The sequence below is a fragment of the Labrenzia sp. VG12 genome (assembly GCF_002237595.1).
Taxonomy (GTDB): Bacteria; Pseudomonadota; Alphaproteobacteria; order Rhizobiales; family Stappiaceae; genus Roseibium.
Genome location: NZ_CP022529.1, coordinates 3,674,382 through 3,692,297 on the forward strand (window position 1 = coordinate 3,674,382; position 17,916 = coordinate 3,692,297).

Consider the following 17,916-nt stretch of genomic DNA (forward strand, 5'->3'; position numbering starts at 1 on the left):
ACGAGGATCAATCGATGTTTGTCAGACACACCCAATTCACCTCGACCCGGATCGCTCAAATCCTGAAGGCCGGAGAGGCTGCAATCCGCGCCATTCCACCTGCATTCCCACTGGAGGCAACCGTCGCCGTCAATCCGTTTCTCGGCCAGACGGGCGAAGACCTTGCCACCGCCTCTGCGCGTCTCGCCCGGGTAGCTGGCACCCCGCTCACGCAGGATCGCCAGACACTCGCTGCCGCCATCGAATCGGGCTGTATCACCGATGAGGATCTGGCCGGGGCTCTGGCTGCCAGTCCCGCCCTGGCAAAACCCGCGAGCGTTGCCGCATTGAAAAAATTGGCTCAGGCAGAGTGTGAACAGCCTGTAGCGCTGCCCACCCTGGCAGAGCTGGCCGCCGAGGCAACCGGCATCGACTGGCCGGCAGTCATTGAAAAGTCTGTCGGACTTTGGGCGTCCGGATTTTTCGACCAGGGCCAGGCACTCTGGTCGCCTGAGCCAGGAGCGCGGGCCTTTTCCGCCTGGCGGTCCTGGGCATCACGAGACCTCACACCTGAAATCGCTGGTTTGAAAGGCTTTTGCGAACACGTATCCACGTCCCCCGACACAACGGAACGCACGATCCTGCAGGCCGCGGACAATCTCGGCATCAGCGACAAGGCTGCCGAAACGGTGTTTCACCGGTTGCTGATGGACCTCGGCGGCTGGGCCCAGCATGGACGCTGGCTGCTTTGGCAGGCCGAGCTGGAAGGCGGTACGGACGGAACCCTGGCCGATCTGCTGGCCATCAGGCTGATCTGGGAAGAGGCGTTGCTGACACGCTTTCCCGAGGTTCAAAAGCGCTGGCAGGCCATTGTCACCCGGCATGAGCAGCAAATTGCAGCGACACCCGACCAGATCGTCAATGCGATCTTGCAGGAGGCATCCGAACGGGCCTTTCAGCGGAGCCTCGTCCAAAAACTGAAGCCAGGCAAAGAACGGCAGCAACGGGCCGCAATCCAGGCTGCCTTCTGCATCGACGTCAGGTCGGAGATCTATCGGCGGGCGCTGGAAAACCAGTCACCCACCATCGAGACACTCGGCTTTGCCGGGTTCTTCGGCCTGCCCGTGGCACATCAGGGCCGTGGGTCGGACGTGATCGAAAATCACCTACCGGTTCTCCTGAAACCTGCCCTGACCTCAACCAGCCACGGTTCGAAGGACGCGGAAGACAAGACCCGTATCGGCGCCCGGGCCGTGCGGGCTCTGGGGCGTTTCCGGCAGGCGGCCGTATCGTCCTTTGCCTTTGTTGAAGCGGCCGGTCCGCTTTACGGCTGGAAGCTCATGCGTGACGCGATGGGGCTTGGCGATAGCTCAAAACAGGATCAGACAGCACCCAGGCTCGCCCCCGGTCTCGACGCAACTGTCAAGGTGGAGACGGCCGCAGCCGTCTTGCGCGCCATGGGCCTGACAAAAGACCTTGCGCCGCTGGTGCTTCTGGTGGGCCATACGGCCCAGACCTGCAACAATCCGCATGACAGCGCCTATCATTGCGGCGCCTGCGGCGGCTACTCCGGCGAAGTGTCTGCACGTTTGCTGGCAGACTTGCTGAACGATCCGGAGACCCGTGCAGGGCTTGCCGAGCACGACATCGAGGTTCCCGCCGATACGGTCTTCCTGGCCGGCCTCCATAACACCACAACGGATGAGCTGACGCTGTTCGAACAGAAAAGTGCCGTCGGCAAGGAAGACCTTGCTCAGCTTCGGGTCTGGCTGGAGCACGCCGGCGCAGACGTGCGCGCGGAGCGTGCCCTGAAACTGCCAAACGCGAGTGCCCGGACGATACCGGCGCGTGCCCTCAACTGGGCAGAGATCCGCCCGGAATGGGGACTGGCCGACTGTGCCGCTTTTGTTGCGGCCCCGAGGCAGGTCACTTCCGCAGCCGATCTTGAGGGCCGCGCCTTCCTGCACAGTTACGACTGGCAGAACGACGAAGGCTTCAAGACGCTGGAACTGATCCTGACGGCCCCGGTGGTTGTCGCAAGCTGGATCAGTCTTCAGTATTACGGATCTTCGGTGGCTCCGGACATTTTCGGCGGCGGCAACAAGCTCATCCACAATGTCGTTGGCGGCATTGGCGTCGTGGAAGGCAATGGCGGCCGACTCCGGCCGGGCCTGCCCTGGCAAGCGGTTCATGACGGCGAACATCTGGCCCATACACCGCTGCGGCTCACGGTTCTGATCGAAGCGCCCACTGAAGCAATTCAGTCCGTTTTGACCAGACACCCGGAAGTGCGGGCCCTATTCGACCATGGCTGGCTGCACCTGTTTGCCCTGAAGGAGGGTTGCGTCTCGGCACGTTATCTTGCTGGTGGCAGCTGGTGCCCTGACATGGCCACAGAACGTGCAGCCTGACCTTTAAAAAGGTCAGGCAATGCCGCTAAAAAGACCTGCGCGCCGCCGGAAAGTCCGGCAGCCTCGGACTACGACCGCAACAGGCGCTTGGTCGAGCCAACTGCAGTGGCGATCTGGGAATAGTGCGCCTTGCGTTTTTCGGAGTTCCCCGCCGAACGCAGCAGCTTTGTCACCGTCTCGTCAATTGCCGCGGCTGCTTCCCGGTTCGCCCGCGCCAAACTTTCCTGCGCCACCGCGCGGTAGCTGCGGCGCCCTTTCTTCGCACGTGGTGCGCCCGTGTCCTGATATTTTGAAACAATACCGTCCAGTTTGCGGGACAGGCTCCTGAGTTCGCGAGCCGCTTCGCGGTACCCTGGCCGGTTGTCGATGGTAGACGCCGCGCGCGCCAGCACGTTTTTCAAGCAGTCAAAGCGGTATTCAGGCCGTATCCCGCTCTGACATTCATTGCTGCCACGGGTGATCAATGAGGCAACCCCGCGAGCAATGCCATCATTCAGGCCCGGGTTATTGCTCAGCCGCGGATCTCGCTCACTGCGATCAGGGTCATAGCTGGGCTCGGAGGGGGTGCTCTCCGTACTGCTGTCATTGTATTGCTGAAGATGGAAAAGCCCTGCCAGCGGATCGTAGGTGTCCGGAAGCGTCAGGCTGGGTGCCACAGGCAGAGCGTCAGCTTTGTCCGGTGACAGGACCGCGGCAACTGCATTTCCCGCCAACGCAAGGGCAAGGCTGCAGGCGATACTTGATCGAAAAGTCATGATTCCCCCAATCACATTGTCGACGCCCGATCAGCGTCTCAACTGAACGTAGATTGCCAGACGTGATGCGACCTCCTGAAAATCGACAGCAACTCGCACCCTCCTCAAGGTCAAATCAATGCGGATTCCGAACTGAACTACACCTTCTTGTGTTTTTGAAACTCACCTCAGGTCGGAAGCCGACAAAAATTGCCAAACTCCACTAAGAGACAACAAATATTACAGTTCAGGACGAACCAGATAAAGACAAACCACCTATGTGACTTTACGTAAGAAATTCTGACTTTGGCAATTGAAGTGGCCTCACGCACCCTGCCGCCACCGTCTACTCGCTCAGGCCGTAGGCCCTGCGCAGGCCGCGTTGGGTCTGAGGTCCGAATTGCCCGTCAATGCTGCCGCTATAGAAGGCCCGTTCAGACAGTTTGCGTTGCAGGGATCGGCGTGTCGCCGCCTTGAACATGTTCGGATTGTCCGAGAGCTGCCCCAGAACCTCTTCATTGCCGGACCTGAGAGCGCGATAAAGATATTCGGCGGCGTCATCGGCTGTCTTGTCCGCAACGACCCCGTCGTCAATGAGGGCAGCGTAATTGAACATGGCCTCCGGGTGGCGCTGATCGGCCGCCTCGCCAAAGAGCTCGATGGCCTTTTTGGGATCACGTATGATGCCCAAACCGCCCTGGTAATGCAGGAAACCGAGATCGTTGATGGCATCCGCAAAGCCATCGGCAGCCGATTTTCGAAACAGGTCCAACGCTTTTTCGACATCCTGCTCGACACCGATACCGCGCTCATACATGCGAGCCAACTCGAACATGGCTTCGGGATCCCCAGCCTCCACGGCCTTTTCCAGAAAGGCTGCGGCGCGGGCAGGGTCGTAGCGTTTCTCGTTCGGATTGAGACGCATGTAGGCGAGGCCTTTCAGCGCCCGGCTGTCCCCATCACGGGCAGCCACCTGCAGCTGCTCTTCCTGGTCGACCTCAAGACGTCCCCAGGCATTTCGGCGCTCATTTGCCTCCAGCCCGTTCACTTCCTGGCTTTTGCCGGCGAGGAAGTAAGGCTTGCCGGAGAGCGAACCGTAAGTATGCGGCTCCTGCGCGTTGCTCGTTGCCTTCAGGACGGAATCACGCACCTGCCGAAAGGCCAGGCCGATCTCGAGATCCTGCATCCTCAGCGTCTCGGCGAGCGCGAGGGCGAAGGGACTGTTGTCGCCCGCACCGTCCAGCGCAACCTTGCCGGCTTCCGCAGCATAGGCGACCAGCGTGCCGCGGTCGGGTGACGGCGGTGCAAGACTGCTCCTTGCTGCCGCGGAAGCAACAGTCAGCGTCTCTTTCAGACCACCATCGGCAAAAGGGTCGTTGCGGCAGGAATCCAGGATCACGATCCGCAGCTGACGGGCCTTGTCGACGGCCTGGAGAATATCGTCCAGCGAAACGGAGGTATCGGCGACGCGCTGCCGGCTGCCGGCATCTGCGTCCGCCGGCACCAGGAAATTCCGGCCGCCAACCTCGATGCCGTGACCGGCGAAATAGACCAGGGCGACATCGGCAGTTTCCGCCTCGAAGGCAAACCGCTCCAGCAGGGCGCGAAACTCATCGAGGCCAATGTCGAAATGTTCGGAAACCTCGAAATTGAGGGCGTAAAGCGTGTCGGAGATCAGCCGGCCATCCCGGTTGGTATTGTCCAGGTCCGGTGCATTGGCATAATCGGATATGCCGACAATCAACGCCATCCGGCGTTCTGCGAACGGGTCGGTTGACGCCTGAGCCACTGCTGCGGACGCCAGGAACAGCATCATTCCGAGACCGGGCATGACAAGGCAGCGCGCCCTGAACTGCCCCGCCCAATTCATGAGACCCGCGGCTAGACAAAAGCGCATGAAAACCCGACCTGCTGTTGACCTCATCGCAAACACGAGTTTCATCATTGAGGCAAAGCAGGTTCAAGACAAGTTACTTTTCGTAACGTCACCTACTGATGTGCCGGCGACGGCGACACACTCGCGTGTCTTTGCGCAGCAGTGGTCAAGGGCACGGTTTTCGGTAAGAGCAAGGCTCAACCGACAGCACGCAGGCTGCCCTCACCGGAACCGATCGGGGCACAGGCCTTTGAGAGCCAGACCCTAGTCTCTGCCGAGCAGCGATCGGCAATCAGCTCTTCGACCCTGGCATGATAGGCATTCAACCAGTGCAGCTCGGTCTCTGTAAGGTGCTCGACCAACAGGGCGTCGGTCTGGATGGGAATCCAGGTCAGAGTGTCGAAGCCGAGAAAACCGTCTTCCAGCTCGACGACTTCGTAAAGGTTTTCAAGGCGAATGCCGTAGCGCCCCGCCAGATAGTGCCCTGGCTCTATGGACATCACCATGCCGGAGGCAAGGTCGACCGGACTGTAGGGTTTTCCGATCCGTTGCGGTTGTTCGTGGACCGACAGGCGATGCCCGATGCCGTGACCGGTCCCGTGATCGTAATCAAGCCCCAGATCCCAGAGCGGACGACGGCAGATGGCATCGATGTGATGGCCTTGCGTCCCTTTGGGAAAGCGCAGTGTTGCCAGCGCCACCAGAGCCTTGAACACTGCAGTGAATGCGCGCGCATACCCGTCCGGCAAGGTCCCGAACGTGTAGGACCGTGTCGCATCCGTGGTGCCGGTCTCGTATTGACCACCGCTGTCCATCAGGTAACAGCCTGACGGCAGGACCGGGGCAGAGGCACGCGGGTCCGCCGCGTAATGACACATGGCCGCATTGCCGCCGGCACAGGAAATCGTTCGGAAGCTCTCCGACAAGAACGTCGGCCGTGCGCTCCTGCAGCCCAGGATGCGTTCCTCCGCCTCATATTCCGAAACGGGTTCACCGGCCGCGGCCCGCACAGGCACTTCCCGGGTCAGCCAGGCTCCGAAATCGGCCCAGGCAACGGCATCATCCAGATGACACGCACGGATCCCTTCCAACTCGGTGCGGTTCTTGCGCGTCTTGGCGAGTGTCGCCGGGCTTCGCTCCAGAACTGGCTCTGCCTGTTTGGCAGTTGCCAGACGCGCCACGGCAGCCGGAGAGAAGTCGGGATCGAGCAACACGCGGTCGCCTTCGTCCAGAAGGTCGGCCAGCACGCCAAGGAAAGCCACTTTCGGATGAACACTCAACCAGGCGGGCAGACTGTCCGCCAGCCCATCCTCGAACTTGCGGGCGTCGACAAACCAGTGCGCTGTTCCATTTTGCTCCAGCACCAGAAACGATTGCGGCATCGGGTTATAGGCAACGTCGTCGCCGCGCACATTCAAGAGCCAGGCGATGTTGTCGGGCTGGGTCTCGACCATGAAGCGGCAGTCTTTGTCCGCCATCGTCTGCAGCATGTCCTGGCGCTTGTCGTCAGCCGAAGCACCGGCGAACTGCAGCGGAAACGCGGTGATCAGTCCAAAGGGTTCGACCGGCTGGTCGCTCCAGACTGCATCGACCGGATTGCCGGTGACCGGTGTCAGCTGCGCGCCGGTGCGCTTCAGCGCCGTTTCAAATCGTTCGACCCAGCGTGGCGGCAGCAACATGGCGTCATAGCCGATCACCCAGTCCGGGCCTGCCTCTTCCGCCAGCCAGTTTTCCGGTGGGTGCTCCAAAAGATGGTCCCGCTCAATCAGATCCGCCGGACACTGGTTCTGGGCCTGAACGGTATAACGGCCATCGACAAAGAGGCGAACACGATCAGCCGTGACAATGGCGGCACCGGCAGAGCCGGTAAAGCCGGTGACAAACCCCAGGCGTTCGTCATGCGGGGCCACATATTCACCCTGATGGGCATCAAATCGCGGCACGATCAGGGCTGTCAGCCCGCGAATAATCATCTCCGAACGTAGGGAGGCCAGCCGGTCGGCCAGGACGGCGCGCATGTCAGTCATTGATCAGATCTCTTCAGCGTGGTGGCAGGCGACCGCGCCACGTCCCTCAAGGGCGCGCAACACGGGCAGCTCGGCAGTGCATTTCGGGGATTTGTGGCGGCAGCGCACATGGAACGGGCAGCCGGGAGGAATGTCCATTGGAGACGGCAATTCACCTTCCAAGTGGATCTTGGTGCCCTTGTCGTCCGGATCAAGCGACGGCGCGGCGCTCAACAGCGCCTGGGAATAGGGGTGCGAGGGATTGGCAAACAGCGTCTCGCTGTCGCCGATCTCGACGATCCGGCCGAGATAAATCACCGCCACCCGGTTGGACACATGCCGCACCAGACGCAAGTCATGGGCGACAAACAGGATCGTCAGACCCAGCCGCTCCTGCAGTTCCAATAGCAGATTGACGATCTGCGCCTGCACCGAGACGTCCAGCGCGGACACCAGCTCGTCCGCGATCAGGACTTCCGGCTCGACGGCCAGAGCCCGGGCAATCGCGATGCGCTGGCGCTGACCACCGGAAAATTCATGCGGGTATTTCTCAAGGGCGTCCTGGGGCAGCTGGACCAGATCCATCAGCCTGGCCAGGCGTTCAGGGACCTCACTCTCCCCGCACATCTGGTGCACCAGCAGCGCCTCTTTCAGGATCTGCCCGGTGGTCATGCGTGGATTGAGGGAGGAATAAGGGTCCTGGAACATCATCTGGACCCGGCGGTTGTAACTGCGGTCCCGCCGTTCTTCCGCCGCAAACACATCCGAGCCGTGAAACAGGATTTCACCGCCACCCGGCTCGTGCAGCCGCACGATGCAGCGTGCCAGGGTCGACTTGCCGCAGCCTGATTCCCCGACCACGCCGAGCGTTTCCCCGCGCTTCAGATCAAGCGACACCCCGTTCAGCGCATTGACATTGCGCGGCGGCCGGCCGCTCACCACGTCAAGCACACCGCGCTTGCCCTTGAACATCAGGCTGACGTCGCGGATTTCCAACACTGTTTCGTTCATGCCGCAGCTCCATCCCTGGCTTGCACCTTGTTGAAACAGGCCAATGCCCGGCCGGTGCCGCTTTCCTGAAGCTCCGGCCGGCCATCCTCACACGCACTAGTCTTGTTGGCGCAGCGTGGGGCAAATGCGCAGCCTTTCGGCAAGTTGAGCAGGCTCGGCGGTGTTCCGGGAATGGAATAAAGAGGCGTTCTCGGCGGCACGTTCTGAGGCACGGAGCGCATCAGCCCGACCGTATAGGGGTGCTGAGGCGCTTTCAGCACATTGCGGACAGCGCCTTCTTCCACAATCCGGCCGGCATACATCACCGCCACCTGGTCACAGGTCTGCGCAACCACACCAAGATCATGGGTCACCAGGATCACGCCCATGTCGAAATCCTTGGCAAGCGACAGGATCAGATCGAGGATCTGCGCCTGGATGGTGACGTCAAGCGCGGTGGTCGGCTCGTCCGCCAGAAGCAGCTTTGGCCGCGCCGCCAGCGCAATCGCGATCATCACCCGCTGACGCATTCCGCCGGAAAACTGGTGCGGGTATTCCGCGAGCCGGGAACTTGCCGCCGGAATGCCGACCAGGTCGAGCATCTCCACCGCACGTTTTTTCCGCTCCGCCGCCGACATCTCGGTATGCGCCTTGAGGGTCTCGTCAATCTGCAACCCGACCGTCAGAAGCGGATTGAGCGAGGTCATCGGTTCCTGGAAGATCATGGCGATCTCGCCACCGCGAATGGTGCGCAAGCGGCTTTCCGGTGCACTCACAAGATTGTCGCCGCGCCAGAGCACATCGCCGGTCGTGGTGCCATAGCGCCTCGACAGGCCCAGGATCGATCGCAAGGTCACGCTTTTGCCCGAGCCGCTCTCACCGACAAGGCCAAGCACCTCGCCCTTGTTGAGGGTAAAGTCGACATCACGGACGGCCGGAATGGAGGCCCCGCCTGCGGTGAAAGTGGTGCAGAGTTTACTGACCTGCAGCACGGGGGTTTGAACGCTTTTCAAGGTCATCCGCGGGGCCTCAACAGATCTGCCAGACCATCGCCGATCAGCGAAAAGCCGAGCCCGGTAAGGACGATGGCAATGCCCGGCATCAGGCTGAGCCACCAGGCGGTGGTGATGAAATTGCGCCCTTCGGCGATCAGCACGCCCCACTCGGCCTGGGGCGGTTGTGCGCCGAGGCCAAGATAACCGAGCGAGGATCCGAGCAGGATGGCCAGCGCCATGTCGGTCATCCAGTAGACGATGATCGGGGTGATCGCATTGGGCAGGAGATGCCGGAAGATGATGCGCCGGTCGGAATAGCCCATCACCACCCCGGCGGAAGCATAGTCATTGGCCAATTGCGAGATCACTTCGGCGCGCATCAGGCGCGCGTAATAGACCCAGCCGACCAGGGTGATCGCGATATACATGTTGATCAGCCCCGGCCCGAGCACCGCTACCACGGCAATGACCAGAACCAGGAACGGAAACGTGATGATCGCATCGACCACGCGACCGAAAATCATGTCGGCGATACCACGGTAATAGCCGACCAGCGCTCCGACGACGACACCGATCAGAAGGGCGAAGACCGTTGCCAGAAACGCCATCTGCATGTTGACGGAATAGGCCCAGATCACCCGGGAAAAGGTGTCGCGACCGAGCAGGTCCGTGCCGAAGGGATGCAGCCAGCTGGGGGGCTGGCGCACAGCCGTGTAGTTGATGAAATTCGGGTCATAGGGCGCAAAGACGGATGGAAACAGTGCCAGGATCAGGGACGCACCGATGATGACAACACCGGCCATGAAACCCGGCTTGGCCAGCGCCATTTGCAGGCGGCCCGGCTTCTTTGCGGCCCTGTTTGCCGCGGAAACAGTCGCGTCACTCATTTCAGGCGCATCCTCGGATCAAGCCAGCTCTGGAACAGGTCCGTCATGAGAAAGACCGCCGATACCAGTACGGCAAAGGTCAGGGTCAGGCCCTGGATAAGGGGATAGTCCCGGGCAAAGATCGCCTCCAGCATCGACCGGCCGACGCCTGGAACCGCAAACACCGTTTCGGTGACGAGCGTACCGCTCATCAGCTGACCAATGGACAGGCCCAAAAGGGTCACGGTGGAAATCAGTGCATTTTTCAGAACGTGGCGGCCCAGGATCAACCGGTTCGGCAGGCCCTTGGCGCGCGCGAACTGAACATATTCGGCATCCAGCACCTCTATGATCGCTGACCGGAGGTTCCGCATCAAAATCGCGGAAGTGTAGAGCGCGACCGTCACGGCCGGCAGGAACAGGTGATACATCCGGTCCAAAAACGTGTCGCCATAACCGCCGACCGGGAAAAGCCCGAGATGGGCCGCCAGGAAGGTCAGCAGCAGCAGACCGATATAGAAGACAGGCATGGATAGCCCGACCTGGAAAACGGCCCTGATAAGATTGTCCTGCCACTTGCCCCGATTGACCGCAGCCAGAAAGGCCAATGGCCCCGCGATCAGCATCGACAAGGTAACAGCGTAGATGGTCAGGAAGAGGGTGGTCGGCAGACGTGCCAGAACAACATCGAGGACTGGCGCCCGCATCAGGATGGATCGGCCAAGATCCCCCTGCAGCGTGTTGGTGACAAACAGCCAGAACTGGGTCCAGAGCGGTGCGTTCAGACCGAGCTTGTCGCGAATGGCGGCAATGTCGGCGTCAGAGGCCTTGTCACCCGCAATTGCAATTGCCGGATCGCCCGGCAAAAGCCGAACAAGAAGAAAGATGATGATCATGACCAGAAAAAAGGTCGGTATCATCAGAACCAGTCGGTTCAACGTGTATTGCACACCAGCCATTTCAATCGCCGTGCCTTGAAAGACCGACCGGGAGGTCAGGCACCCAGTGGGCTGGGTGCCTGAACCTCCCGCTCGTGGGAGGAACGCGGATCAGCGTTCCAGCGAGACGTTTTCAAAGATGTTGTTGCCGAGCGGCGTCTGGATGTAGCCATCCACCTTGCCCGACACCGCCACCGCGAAGGGGGTCTCGTACATGAACAGGAGCGGGGCTGCTTCCGCGTAGATCTCCTGCATCTGCCGGTATTGATCGGCGCGCTTTTCCGGATCCATCTCCGTGGATGAAGCTTCGTAAAGCCCGTTGAACTCGGCATTGTTCCAGCCCGTACCGACGGCCTTGCGGGTCGGATAGTAGCCCAGCCAGCCGGTGACCTGGCTCGGGTCGTTGACGTCGTCAACCCAGCCATAGGTGTGGATGTCGAACTCGCCGGAGCGGTTCTTTGCGCCACGGGTCGCACCGTCGACCTGCTCGGCGACCAGAGTGATGCCAAGCGGCTGCCACATCTGCTGAAGTGCTGCGAAGATGGTGGCATCGTCCGCCGAGCCGGCCAGCGTGGTCAGCGTGATTTCCGTACCCGGCTCCAGTCCGGCCTCTTCGATCAGGGCCTTGGCCTTTTCCAGATCAAAGCCGTAAAGCGGGCTCATGTCGACGGCGAGCCGCGTCGCGGAGGACATGACCGGAGAAGACATCGGCTTGCCCGCGCCCTGCAGGATCAGCTGGATCAACGCATCCTTGTGGGTCGCATAGTTCAGAGCCTGACGGACGCGCTTGTCGGCCAGCGGGTTCGGAGAACCGTCCGCACGGGTTTCCCGCGTGTTGATCGGCGAATAGATGATCCGCGTCGACGGGAACAGGTACATGTTGATCGCCGGATCCGCATCGAGCTCGGATACCCGCGAGAACGGGATGAACTCGGCAATATCGACCTCACCGGCGGTCAGCTTGAGGACACGTGTTGCGTCATCCGGAATAACCTGGAATTCGACACCGTCGACATAAGGCAGCGGCTTGCCGTCTTCGCCCAGTTTCCAGTAATGCGGATTGGCGCTGAAGGACATCGAGGCGCCCTGTTCAAAGCCGCTCAGGAAGAACGGACCCGACCCGACACCGGGACCACCAGCCGCAAAGATGGCGGCGGACTTGTCCTGGTCCGTTTCGCCCGGCGCTGCCTCAAATGCCTTTTTCGAGACGATCGCCGTGTTGAAGGTCGCCAGCATCGACAGAAGCGCCGGATCCGGATTTTCCAGGGTGATGGTCACCGTGTTGCCGTCAGCACTCACGTTGGAAATCGCGGAAAGAAGTCCGGACCACGGACCGAGATCCGGATTGCGTGCCCGGTCCAGCGAGAAGATGACATCTTCACCCGTCAGGGCGCTGCCATCGGAAAATTTCAGACCGTCGCGCAGGGTCAGCGTGATGGTCTTGCCGTCGGCGGCCACTTCGTAGCGTTCGGCCAGGGATCCGACCAGCTCGCCGCTGTCCGGATCGGTTTCCAGAAGGGTCGAAAACAGGCTGCCGACCATCCAGATATCCGGATTGCGGTCCGCATAGATCGGATCGACCAGTTTCGAACCGTCATAGCGCGCGAAATTCAGGGTACCGCCACGCTCGAGGGCGTCGGCTGTTTGATAGGTGAAAGCGGTCAAAGCCGTGCTCATAGCCAGCCCGACGGCAAGCGCTGCAGCTTTCATGGTGTGTCCTCCCAGTGCACGTGTCATGAGGCCCCGGAGCTTAGTCGAAAGCGATTGCTCCGCAAGCCATTTTTTAGTAAAACTTAGAAATTGGCTTAAATTTTTAACACAGCTAAAAAACATTGATGTTCATAAACCCATGTTTTAACTGTGTTTTCTAAATCAGTTGCCACCAAACCATTCACTAAAAGAAATTTTAGTATTGATAAATTTTAGCAAGTGTCGGAGGCTGGCATTCTTCGGCAGCGGAGGCTATAAGACTTGCCGGAACGGAGGACTTCATGACCATAGATGGGCCGACTGACACCCGGGAACCCGAAGCTGACACGCCGAATTACGGTCCGGTGATACGGCAACGGCGCAAGGCCCTCGGCATGACCCTTGAGGACGTGGCCAAGGCGACCAAACTGACGATCGGATTCCTGTCTCAGGTCGAGCGCGGCATCAGCTCCCCGTCCCTGTCGTCATTCCAGCGCATTGCCGGTGCGCTTCAGACCAGCCTGGAGCAGTTGATCAAGGTTCCCGAACCCTATTCGGAATTCGTCTCCAAGGACGACCGGCAAACCTATGTGCTCGGTAAGTCGAAACGGCTCTACGAGAAGCTTGGCCCCGGCTTTCCCGGCGCATTGTTTTACCCAACGATCATCCACCGCCCGCCCGGACATATCTCGGAGCACATGGAACACGAGGGCGAAGTCTTCTGTTACCTCCTGTCGGGCAGCCTGGAATATCACCTGGGCGACAAGGTCTTCATCATGACCCCCGGCGACAGCATTCACCACGACACGTCCAAACCGCATTATTCCAAGGTGCTTGGTGAGGCCGAAACCGTGGAGCTCTGGGTCAGTTCAACACCCATCGGCGACCCGAAAAGCTGAAGCGCAGGATTGTATCTGATAGGCGCCAGCACTTTGAGACGCCCGCAAGATCTTCCAAAAAAGAAGCCGGTTCGACGAAGCGAACCGGCCTTAGGGAGGTAACACAGATGCCCGATCAGGCAATGCGGGCTGCAATGCTCTTGGTCTTGCAGTAGCTCTTCAGCCCTTCCAGGCCCTTTTCCCGGCCAAAGCCGGATTTCTTGTTGCCGCCGAACGGCACTTCGATACCACCGGCAAAATACTCGTTGATATAGATCTGGCCGGCGTCGATCTTGCGTGCCAACTGATGCGCCTTGGCAAAGTCAGATGTGTAGATGCCGGCCACCAGGCCATACTGGCAATCATTCGCCAGCTCCAGCGCATGGTCAGCGTCTTCTGCCACCTGAACCGTCAGCACCGGACCAAAAATCTCTTCCTGCGCCAGCTCGTCATCGGCGGAAACCGCATCGACAATGGTCGGCTCGAAGAACCAGCCCTTGCCGGTTGCCGGGTCCTGCGTGATGGACCCGCCGACGGCAATCGTCGCCCCACGCGCCTTGGCGCGATCGACAAACCCGGCGATCTTGGCAAGATGTTCGGCGGAATTGACCGGCCCGACATCCGGCTCGCCGAGCCCATGGCCGAGGCGCAAGGCCTCAACTCGGGACACCAGCTCCGCGACGAATTCCTCGTGAATGCTCTTTTCGATCACGAGCCGCGATCCGGCTGAACAGATCTGACCGGCATTTTCGTAGATCGCACCAAGCACGCCATCAATGGCCTGGGCCCGGTCGCAATCGGCAAGCACCACCACCGGCGACTTGCCGCCCAGCTCAAGAACAACGCGCGTGATGTCGTCGGCCGCAGCCTTCATCACCGCCCTGCCCGTCTGAACGGATCCGGTGAAGGTGATGTGGTCGACAAGCGGATGACTGGTCAGCGGCGCGCCGGTTTCCGGGCCGGTGCCCGTTACCACATTGCACACACCTGCCGGCAGACCGGCATCAAAAAGGATTTTCGCCAGGAGCAATGCGGTGAACGGTGTCTGTTCGGCCGGCTTGGCAACAACCGTGCAGCCGGCGGCAAGGGCCGGGGCAAAACCGCGGGCCGCGGTCGAAATCGGAAAGTTCCACGGAATGATATGCGCCGTCACACCGACCGGCTCATGAATGGCATAGCCGATATAGTTCGGACCGAGCGGAAAGCTGTCGCCCTGCAGCTTGTCGCAGGCCCCCGCGTAATATTCAAACGTCCGCGCCGCCCCGCGCACATCGCCCATCGCCTCCTGCAAGGGCTTGCCGCTGTCGAGGCTTTCGGTGACGGCCAGCAGGTCGAGATTCTCCAGGATCAGCTCGGATGTTTTCTGCAGGATCCGCGCCCGCTCGACCGGTGCCATATCGCGCCAGACCGTCTCGAAGGCCTGCCGGGCCGAGCGAACCGCCTGATCGACATCTTCCGCCGTTCCGGCCGTGAACCTGGCAAAAGCCTCGCCGCGCCCAGGATCGAAGCTCTCCATTGACCGGTTGTGTGAGGGCTGGGTGAAGATCCCATCGATGAAATGTCCGAGCGGCAGCGCCGTGAGCGTACCGGTCTCGGTGTATTCCTGCATGAGGTCGCTTGCGGTCGGCATTCTCAGCGCTCCCAGGTACTGATCTTGTAGGTGGACCTCGCCAGCCAGTCCGGATTGATCTCAACGCCCCAGCCGGGCGCATCGGTCACCAGGGCATGACCATCGGTGATGTCATAGGGCGATTTGACATAAAGGTCGTATTGCCAGGGATAGTAGTCCTCCTGCTCGATGGAGAATTCCAGGTACTTGCCCGCATTCGGGATCGCCCGAAGCAAATGCATGGTGAAGAGCGTCACCAGAGACAGGTTCGCCGCGTGCGGGGTACAGGGCAGACCGGCCTCATGCGCCACCTGCGCCACTTTCATCGTGCGCACCATGCCGCCGAGATAACAGACATCCGGCTGGATGATGTTGACGACGCGGTCATCAACCATGCGCTGCCAGTCGACCAGGGAACAGTCCTGCTCACCACCCGTTACGTCGATCTCCAGCGCCTCGGTCACCTGACGGGTCTGGTCGTAATGCCAATAGGGGCAGGGCTCTTCATAATGCGAAATGCCGTTGTCCTGCAGAAACCGGCCGACCTCGATGGCCTTTTTCGGCGAGTAGCAGGAATTGGCGTCGACCAAAAGCGCGGTGTTGTCATTAAAAGCCTTGCGCATGGTCGGCACGATTTCTTCGGTACGTCCGGGCCATTCGTCCTGGTCACGGCCACATTCAGCCCCGATCCGGAATTTGAAGGCATCGAAGCCGAACTGGTCCTGCTGCCGTTTCAACCGGTCCGCCTCATCTTGCGGCGTGATGTCCCGCTTCATCGAGGATCCATAGGCGCGCACCTTGCCGGGTGTGCCGCCGAGCAGTTCGCAGACCGGCTTGCCTTCCAGTTTGCCGCGCAGATCAAAAAGCGCCGTGTCGAGGCCGCCCATTGCCCGGCGCAGATAGGACCCGGGAAACTTGTGCTCGCGGTCCGGAATGATGTCCATCAGATGCTCAATGTCGAACGCATCTTCTCCAAGCGCGTAGGGCGCAACCTGCCGGTGCACCACCTCGGCCGTGATGTCCGCATAATAGGGCGCCACCTGCCCCCAACCTGTCGCACCGCTGTCCGAGGTGACCCGGACAAAGCAGACAAATTCATTGGTAAATGTTTCTATTGATTGGATTTTCATGTCTTGCTCCGGTCCTTTGCGGACTCGTTTCGGCAGGGTCAGACTTGGCTCTTCGCAGACCCTACTCGGAATTGGACTTGAATTAAGGTCCGTTTTGCGCAAAGTCTCATACCAATTTAGAGAGCTTGAGCATGCCCCCTCAATCAGGGATCACTTGATGTCGAAAAGCAGTTCACGCGGCGCGGCGCGTTGCGACGTGCGATGCGGTACATCGGTCAGGCGGCAAACCGCAGCCGATGGACTGCTTTGCGTCACCCGAATGGCCTGGCCTTTGCGTCCGCTGACCACGTTGGCTTACGCGACATGAAACGCCATGCCGGTGCGGTGCTGTCATCGATCAAGATCGACAAGAACGCCGACAAGAAAATCTCCATTCAGCTCTACATGGCCTTGCGCGACCTGTTGCTGACCGGCGCGCTGACACCAGGCGACCGTATGCCGGCCACACGAACGCTTGCGCAGGAAATCGGCGTCTCCAGAACCACGGTGATCGACGCGATCGACCGGCTGATTTCAGAAGGTCTATTGGAGGCCCGGGTTGGTGCGGGCACCTTTGTCAGCGAAGCGCTGAACGAACGCCCGGCGCCCAAACCCTCGCAGGATGTCAGCGATGTGCCCTCGGTGGTGCCGCGCCTGTCCCACGCCACCCGGCACGCCATCACCGACTTCGCGCCGCGCTCCCGCCTGCCGCACAAGTCCCAGGCCTTTGTCACCGCCCTGCCCGCGCTTGACGCCTTTCCGATGGCGCAATGGGCCAAGCTGTCCGCGCGGCACTGGCGCAAGGACCGCGACCTGATCACGGGTTATGGCGAGCCGTTCGGCTACATGCCACTGCGCAGGGCCATTGCCCGCCAGCTGAATGCCTCGCGCGGGATCAAGTGCGACCCGGAGCAGATCTTCATCACCAACGGCGCCCAGCGCGCCTTCTCCCTGGTCGGGGGCATGCTGGTCAATCCGGGCGAAACCATCTGGTTCGAAAACCCGGGTGCCATCGGTGCGCGCAATGCCTTTGTCGCCATCGGCGCCAGTCCGGTACCGGTCGACGTCGACGAGGAAGGCCTGAGCGTCGAAGACGGTCTTGCCAAGGCGCCGCATTTCCGGCTGGCTTTCGTCACCCCGTCGCATCAACAGCCGCTTGGCCATATCATGAGCCTGTCGCGCCGCCTCGCCCTCTTGAAGGCCGCGAACGAAGCCGACGCCATGATTGTCGAGGACGATTATGACGGGGAATTCTATTATGGCGATCAGCCGCCACCGACCCTGAAAAGCATCGACACTCATGGCCGGGTCATCTATGTCGGCACCTTCTCCAAGTCGCTGTTTCCTGCCTTGCGACTGGGGTTTGCACTGGTCCCGGAAGGGCTCGTTGAAAGCTTCCAAAGGGTCTGCCTGACCTGGCTCAGCGGCGTTCCGACGGTCACCCAGGCGATCGTGGCCGAGTTCATGGATGAGGGCATGTTTGCCACCCACATCCGCACCATGCGGCAACTCTACAAGTACCGGCACGATATGCTGATGGAAGAGGCCAAAAGCCTTGCCGGTGACATCGATCTGCAGCCGACCAGCAGCGGATTTCACGCCGTCGGGCTCTTGTCCGACAGGCTGGACGAGGCCAGGCTGGTGGCCAGAGCAGCTGAAAACGGCATCACCACGGTCCCGCTTTCCCGCTACACCCCCGGCAAGATTTCGCAACGCGGCATTGTGCTCGGTTTCGGCAGCTGCGCCCCGGAAGAGATCCGCAAAGGCGTCCAGATCCTCAAGTCGATCCTGCCCGCATGCTGCAAGAGCGAAGAGATCACCTGAGATAATTGGACT

General features: G+C 60.7%; 13 protein-coding genes. 3 read left to right on the forward strand and 10 right to left on the reverse strand.

The features are described from left to right. Positions 1 to 14: 14 nt before the first annotated feature. Positions 15 to 2,390: a YbcC family protein gene (locus CHH27_RS16980; RefSeq protein ID WP_094072635.1), complete on the forward strand. Its 2,376-nt coding sequence runs from the start codon at positions 15 to 17 to the stop codon at positions 2,388 to 2,390. 68 nt (positions 2,391 to 2,458) lie between these two features. Here the strand turns inward: CHH27_RS16980 and CHH27_RS16985 are convergent, their stop codons facing one another. From CHH27_RS16985 to CHH27_RS17020, 8 genes are all read right to left on the reverse strand, one after another. Further along, positions 2,459 to 3,046 carry a hypothetical protein gene (locus tag CHH27_RS16985; protein WP_157738965.1) on the reverse strand — a complete coding sequence of 196 codons (588 nt, stop codon included), beginning with the start codon at positions 3,044 to 3,046 and terminating at the stop codon, positions 2,459 to 2,461. A 424-nt stretch (positions 3,047 to 3,470) separates the two neighbouring features. Beyond that, entirely contained in the window at positions 3,471 to 4,955 is a 1,485-nt protein-coding gene (locus tag CHH27_RS16990) for a caspase family protein (RefSeq protein WP_198338240.1), read from the reverse strand. A 242-nt stretch (positions 4,956 to 5,197) separates the two neighbouring features. Beyond that, complete coding sequence (locus CHH27_RS16995; protein WP_094072638.1) at positions 5,198 to 7,027, reverse strand: aminopeptidase P family protein; 1,830 nt, start codon at positions 7,025 to 7,027, stop codon at positions 5,198 to 5,200. Positions 7,028 to 7,030: 3 nt separating this feature from the next. Continuing rightward, positions 7,031 to 8,017, reverse strand: a complete 987-nt coding sequence (locus CHH27_RS17000; protein ID WP_094072639.1) for an ABC transporter ATP-binding protein — start codon at positions 8,015 to 8,017, stop codon at positions 7,031 to 7,033. Next, complete coding sequence (locus CHH27_RS17005; protein ID WP_094072640.1) at positions 8,014 to 9,015, reverse strand: ABC transporter ATP-binding protein; 1,002 nt, start codon at positions 9,013 to 9,015, stop codon at positions 8,014 to 8,016. Before CHH27_RS17005 ends, CHH27_RS17000 begins: the two co-directional genes overlap by 4 nt. After that, a complete protein-coding gene (locus CHH27_RS17010; protein WP_371681855.1) occupies positions 9,012 to 9,818 on the reverse strand; it encodes an ABC transporter permease in 807 nt (268 codons plus the stop codon). The genes CHH27_RS17005 and CHH27_RS17010 overlap by 4 nt, the downstream gene beginning before the upstream one ends. Before the next feature lie 56 nt (positions 9,819 to 9,874). Beyond that, a complete protein-coding gene (locus tag CHH27_RS17015; RefSeq protein WP_094072642.1) occupies positions 9,875 to 10,816 on the reverse strand; it encodes an ABC transporter permease in 942 nt (313 codons plus the stop codon). Positions 10,817 to 10,906: 90 nt separating this feature from the next. Next, positions 10,907 to 12,505, reverse strand: a complete 1,599-nt coding sequence (locus CHH27_RS17020; protein WP_094074821.1) for an ABC transporter substrate-binding protein — start codon at positions 12,503 to 12,505, stop codon at positions 10,907 to 10,909. 281 nt (positions 12,506 to 12,786) lie between these two features. Here CHH27_RS17020 and CHH27_RS17025 point away from each other — a divergent pair, with 281 nt between their 5' ends. Then, positions 12,787 to 13,383, forward strand: a complete 597-nt coding sequence (locus tag CHH27_RS17025; protein WP_094072643.1) for a helix-turn-helix domain-containing protein — start codon at positions 12,787 to 12,789, stop codon at positions 13,381 to 13,383. Positions 13,384 to 13,498: 115 nt separating this feature from the next. Here CHH27_RS17025 and CHH27_RS17030 read toward each other — a convergent pair whose 3' ends face one another. Together CHH27_RS17030 and CHH27_RS17035 are read right to left on the reverse strand one after the other, a co-directional pair. Then, positions 13,499 to 14,992, reverse strand: a complete 1,494-nt coding sequence (locus CHH27_RS17030) for an aldehyde dehydrogenase family protein (protein WP_094072644.1) — start codon at positions 14,990 to 14,992, stop codon at positions 13,499 to 13,501. Between the two features lie 2 nt (positions 14,993 to 14,994). Beyond that, the gene (locus CHH27_RS17035; RefSeq protein WP_094072645.1) at positions 14,995 to 16,101 is read right to left on the reverse strand and encodes a mandelate racemase/muconate lactonizing enzyme family protein; all 1,107 of its coding nucleotides are present in this window, start codon (positions 16,099 to 16,101) and stop codon (positions 14,995 to 14,997) included. A 303-nt stretch (positions 16,102 to 16,404) separates the two neighbouring features. Between CHH27_RS17035 and CHH27_RS17040 the strand changes: the two genes are divergently transcribed. Then, positions 16,405 to 17,904, forward strand: a complete 1,500-nt coding sequence (locus CHH27_RS17040) for a PLP-dependent aminotransferase family protein (RefSeq protein WP_094072646.1) — start codon at positions 16,405 to 16,407, stop codon at positions 17,902 to 17,904. Positions 17,905 to 17,916 lie beyond the last annotated feature (12 nt).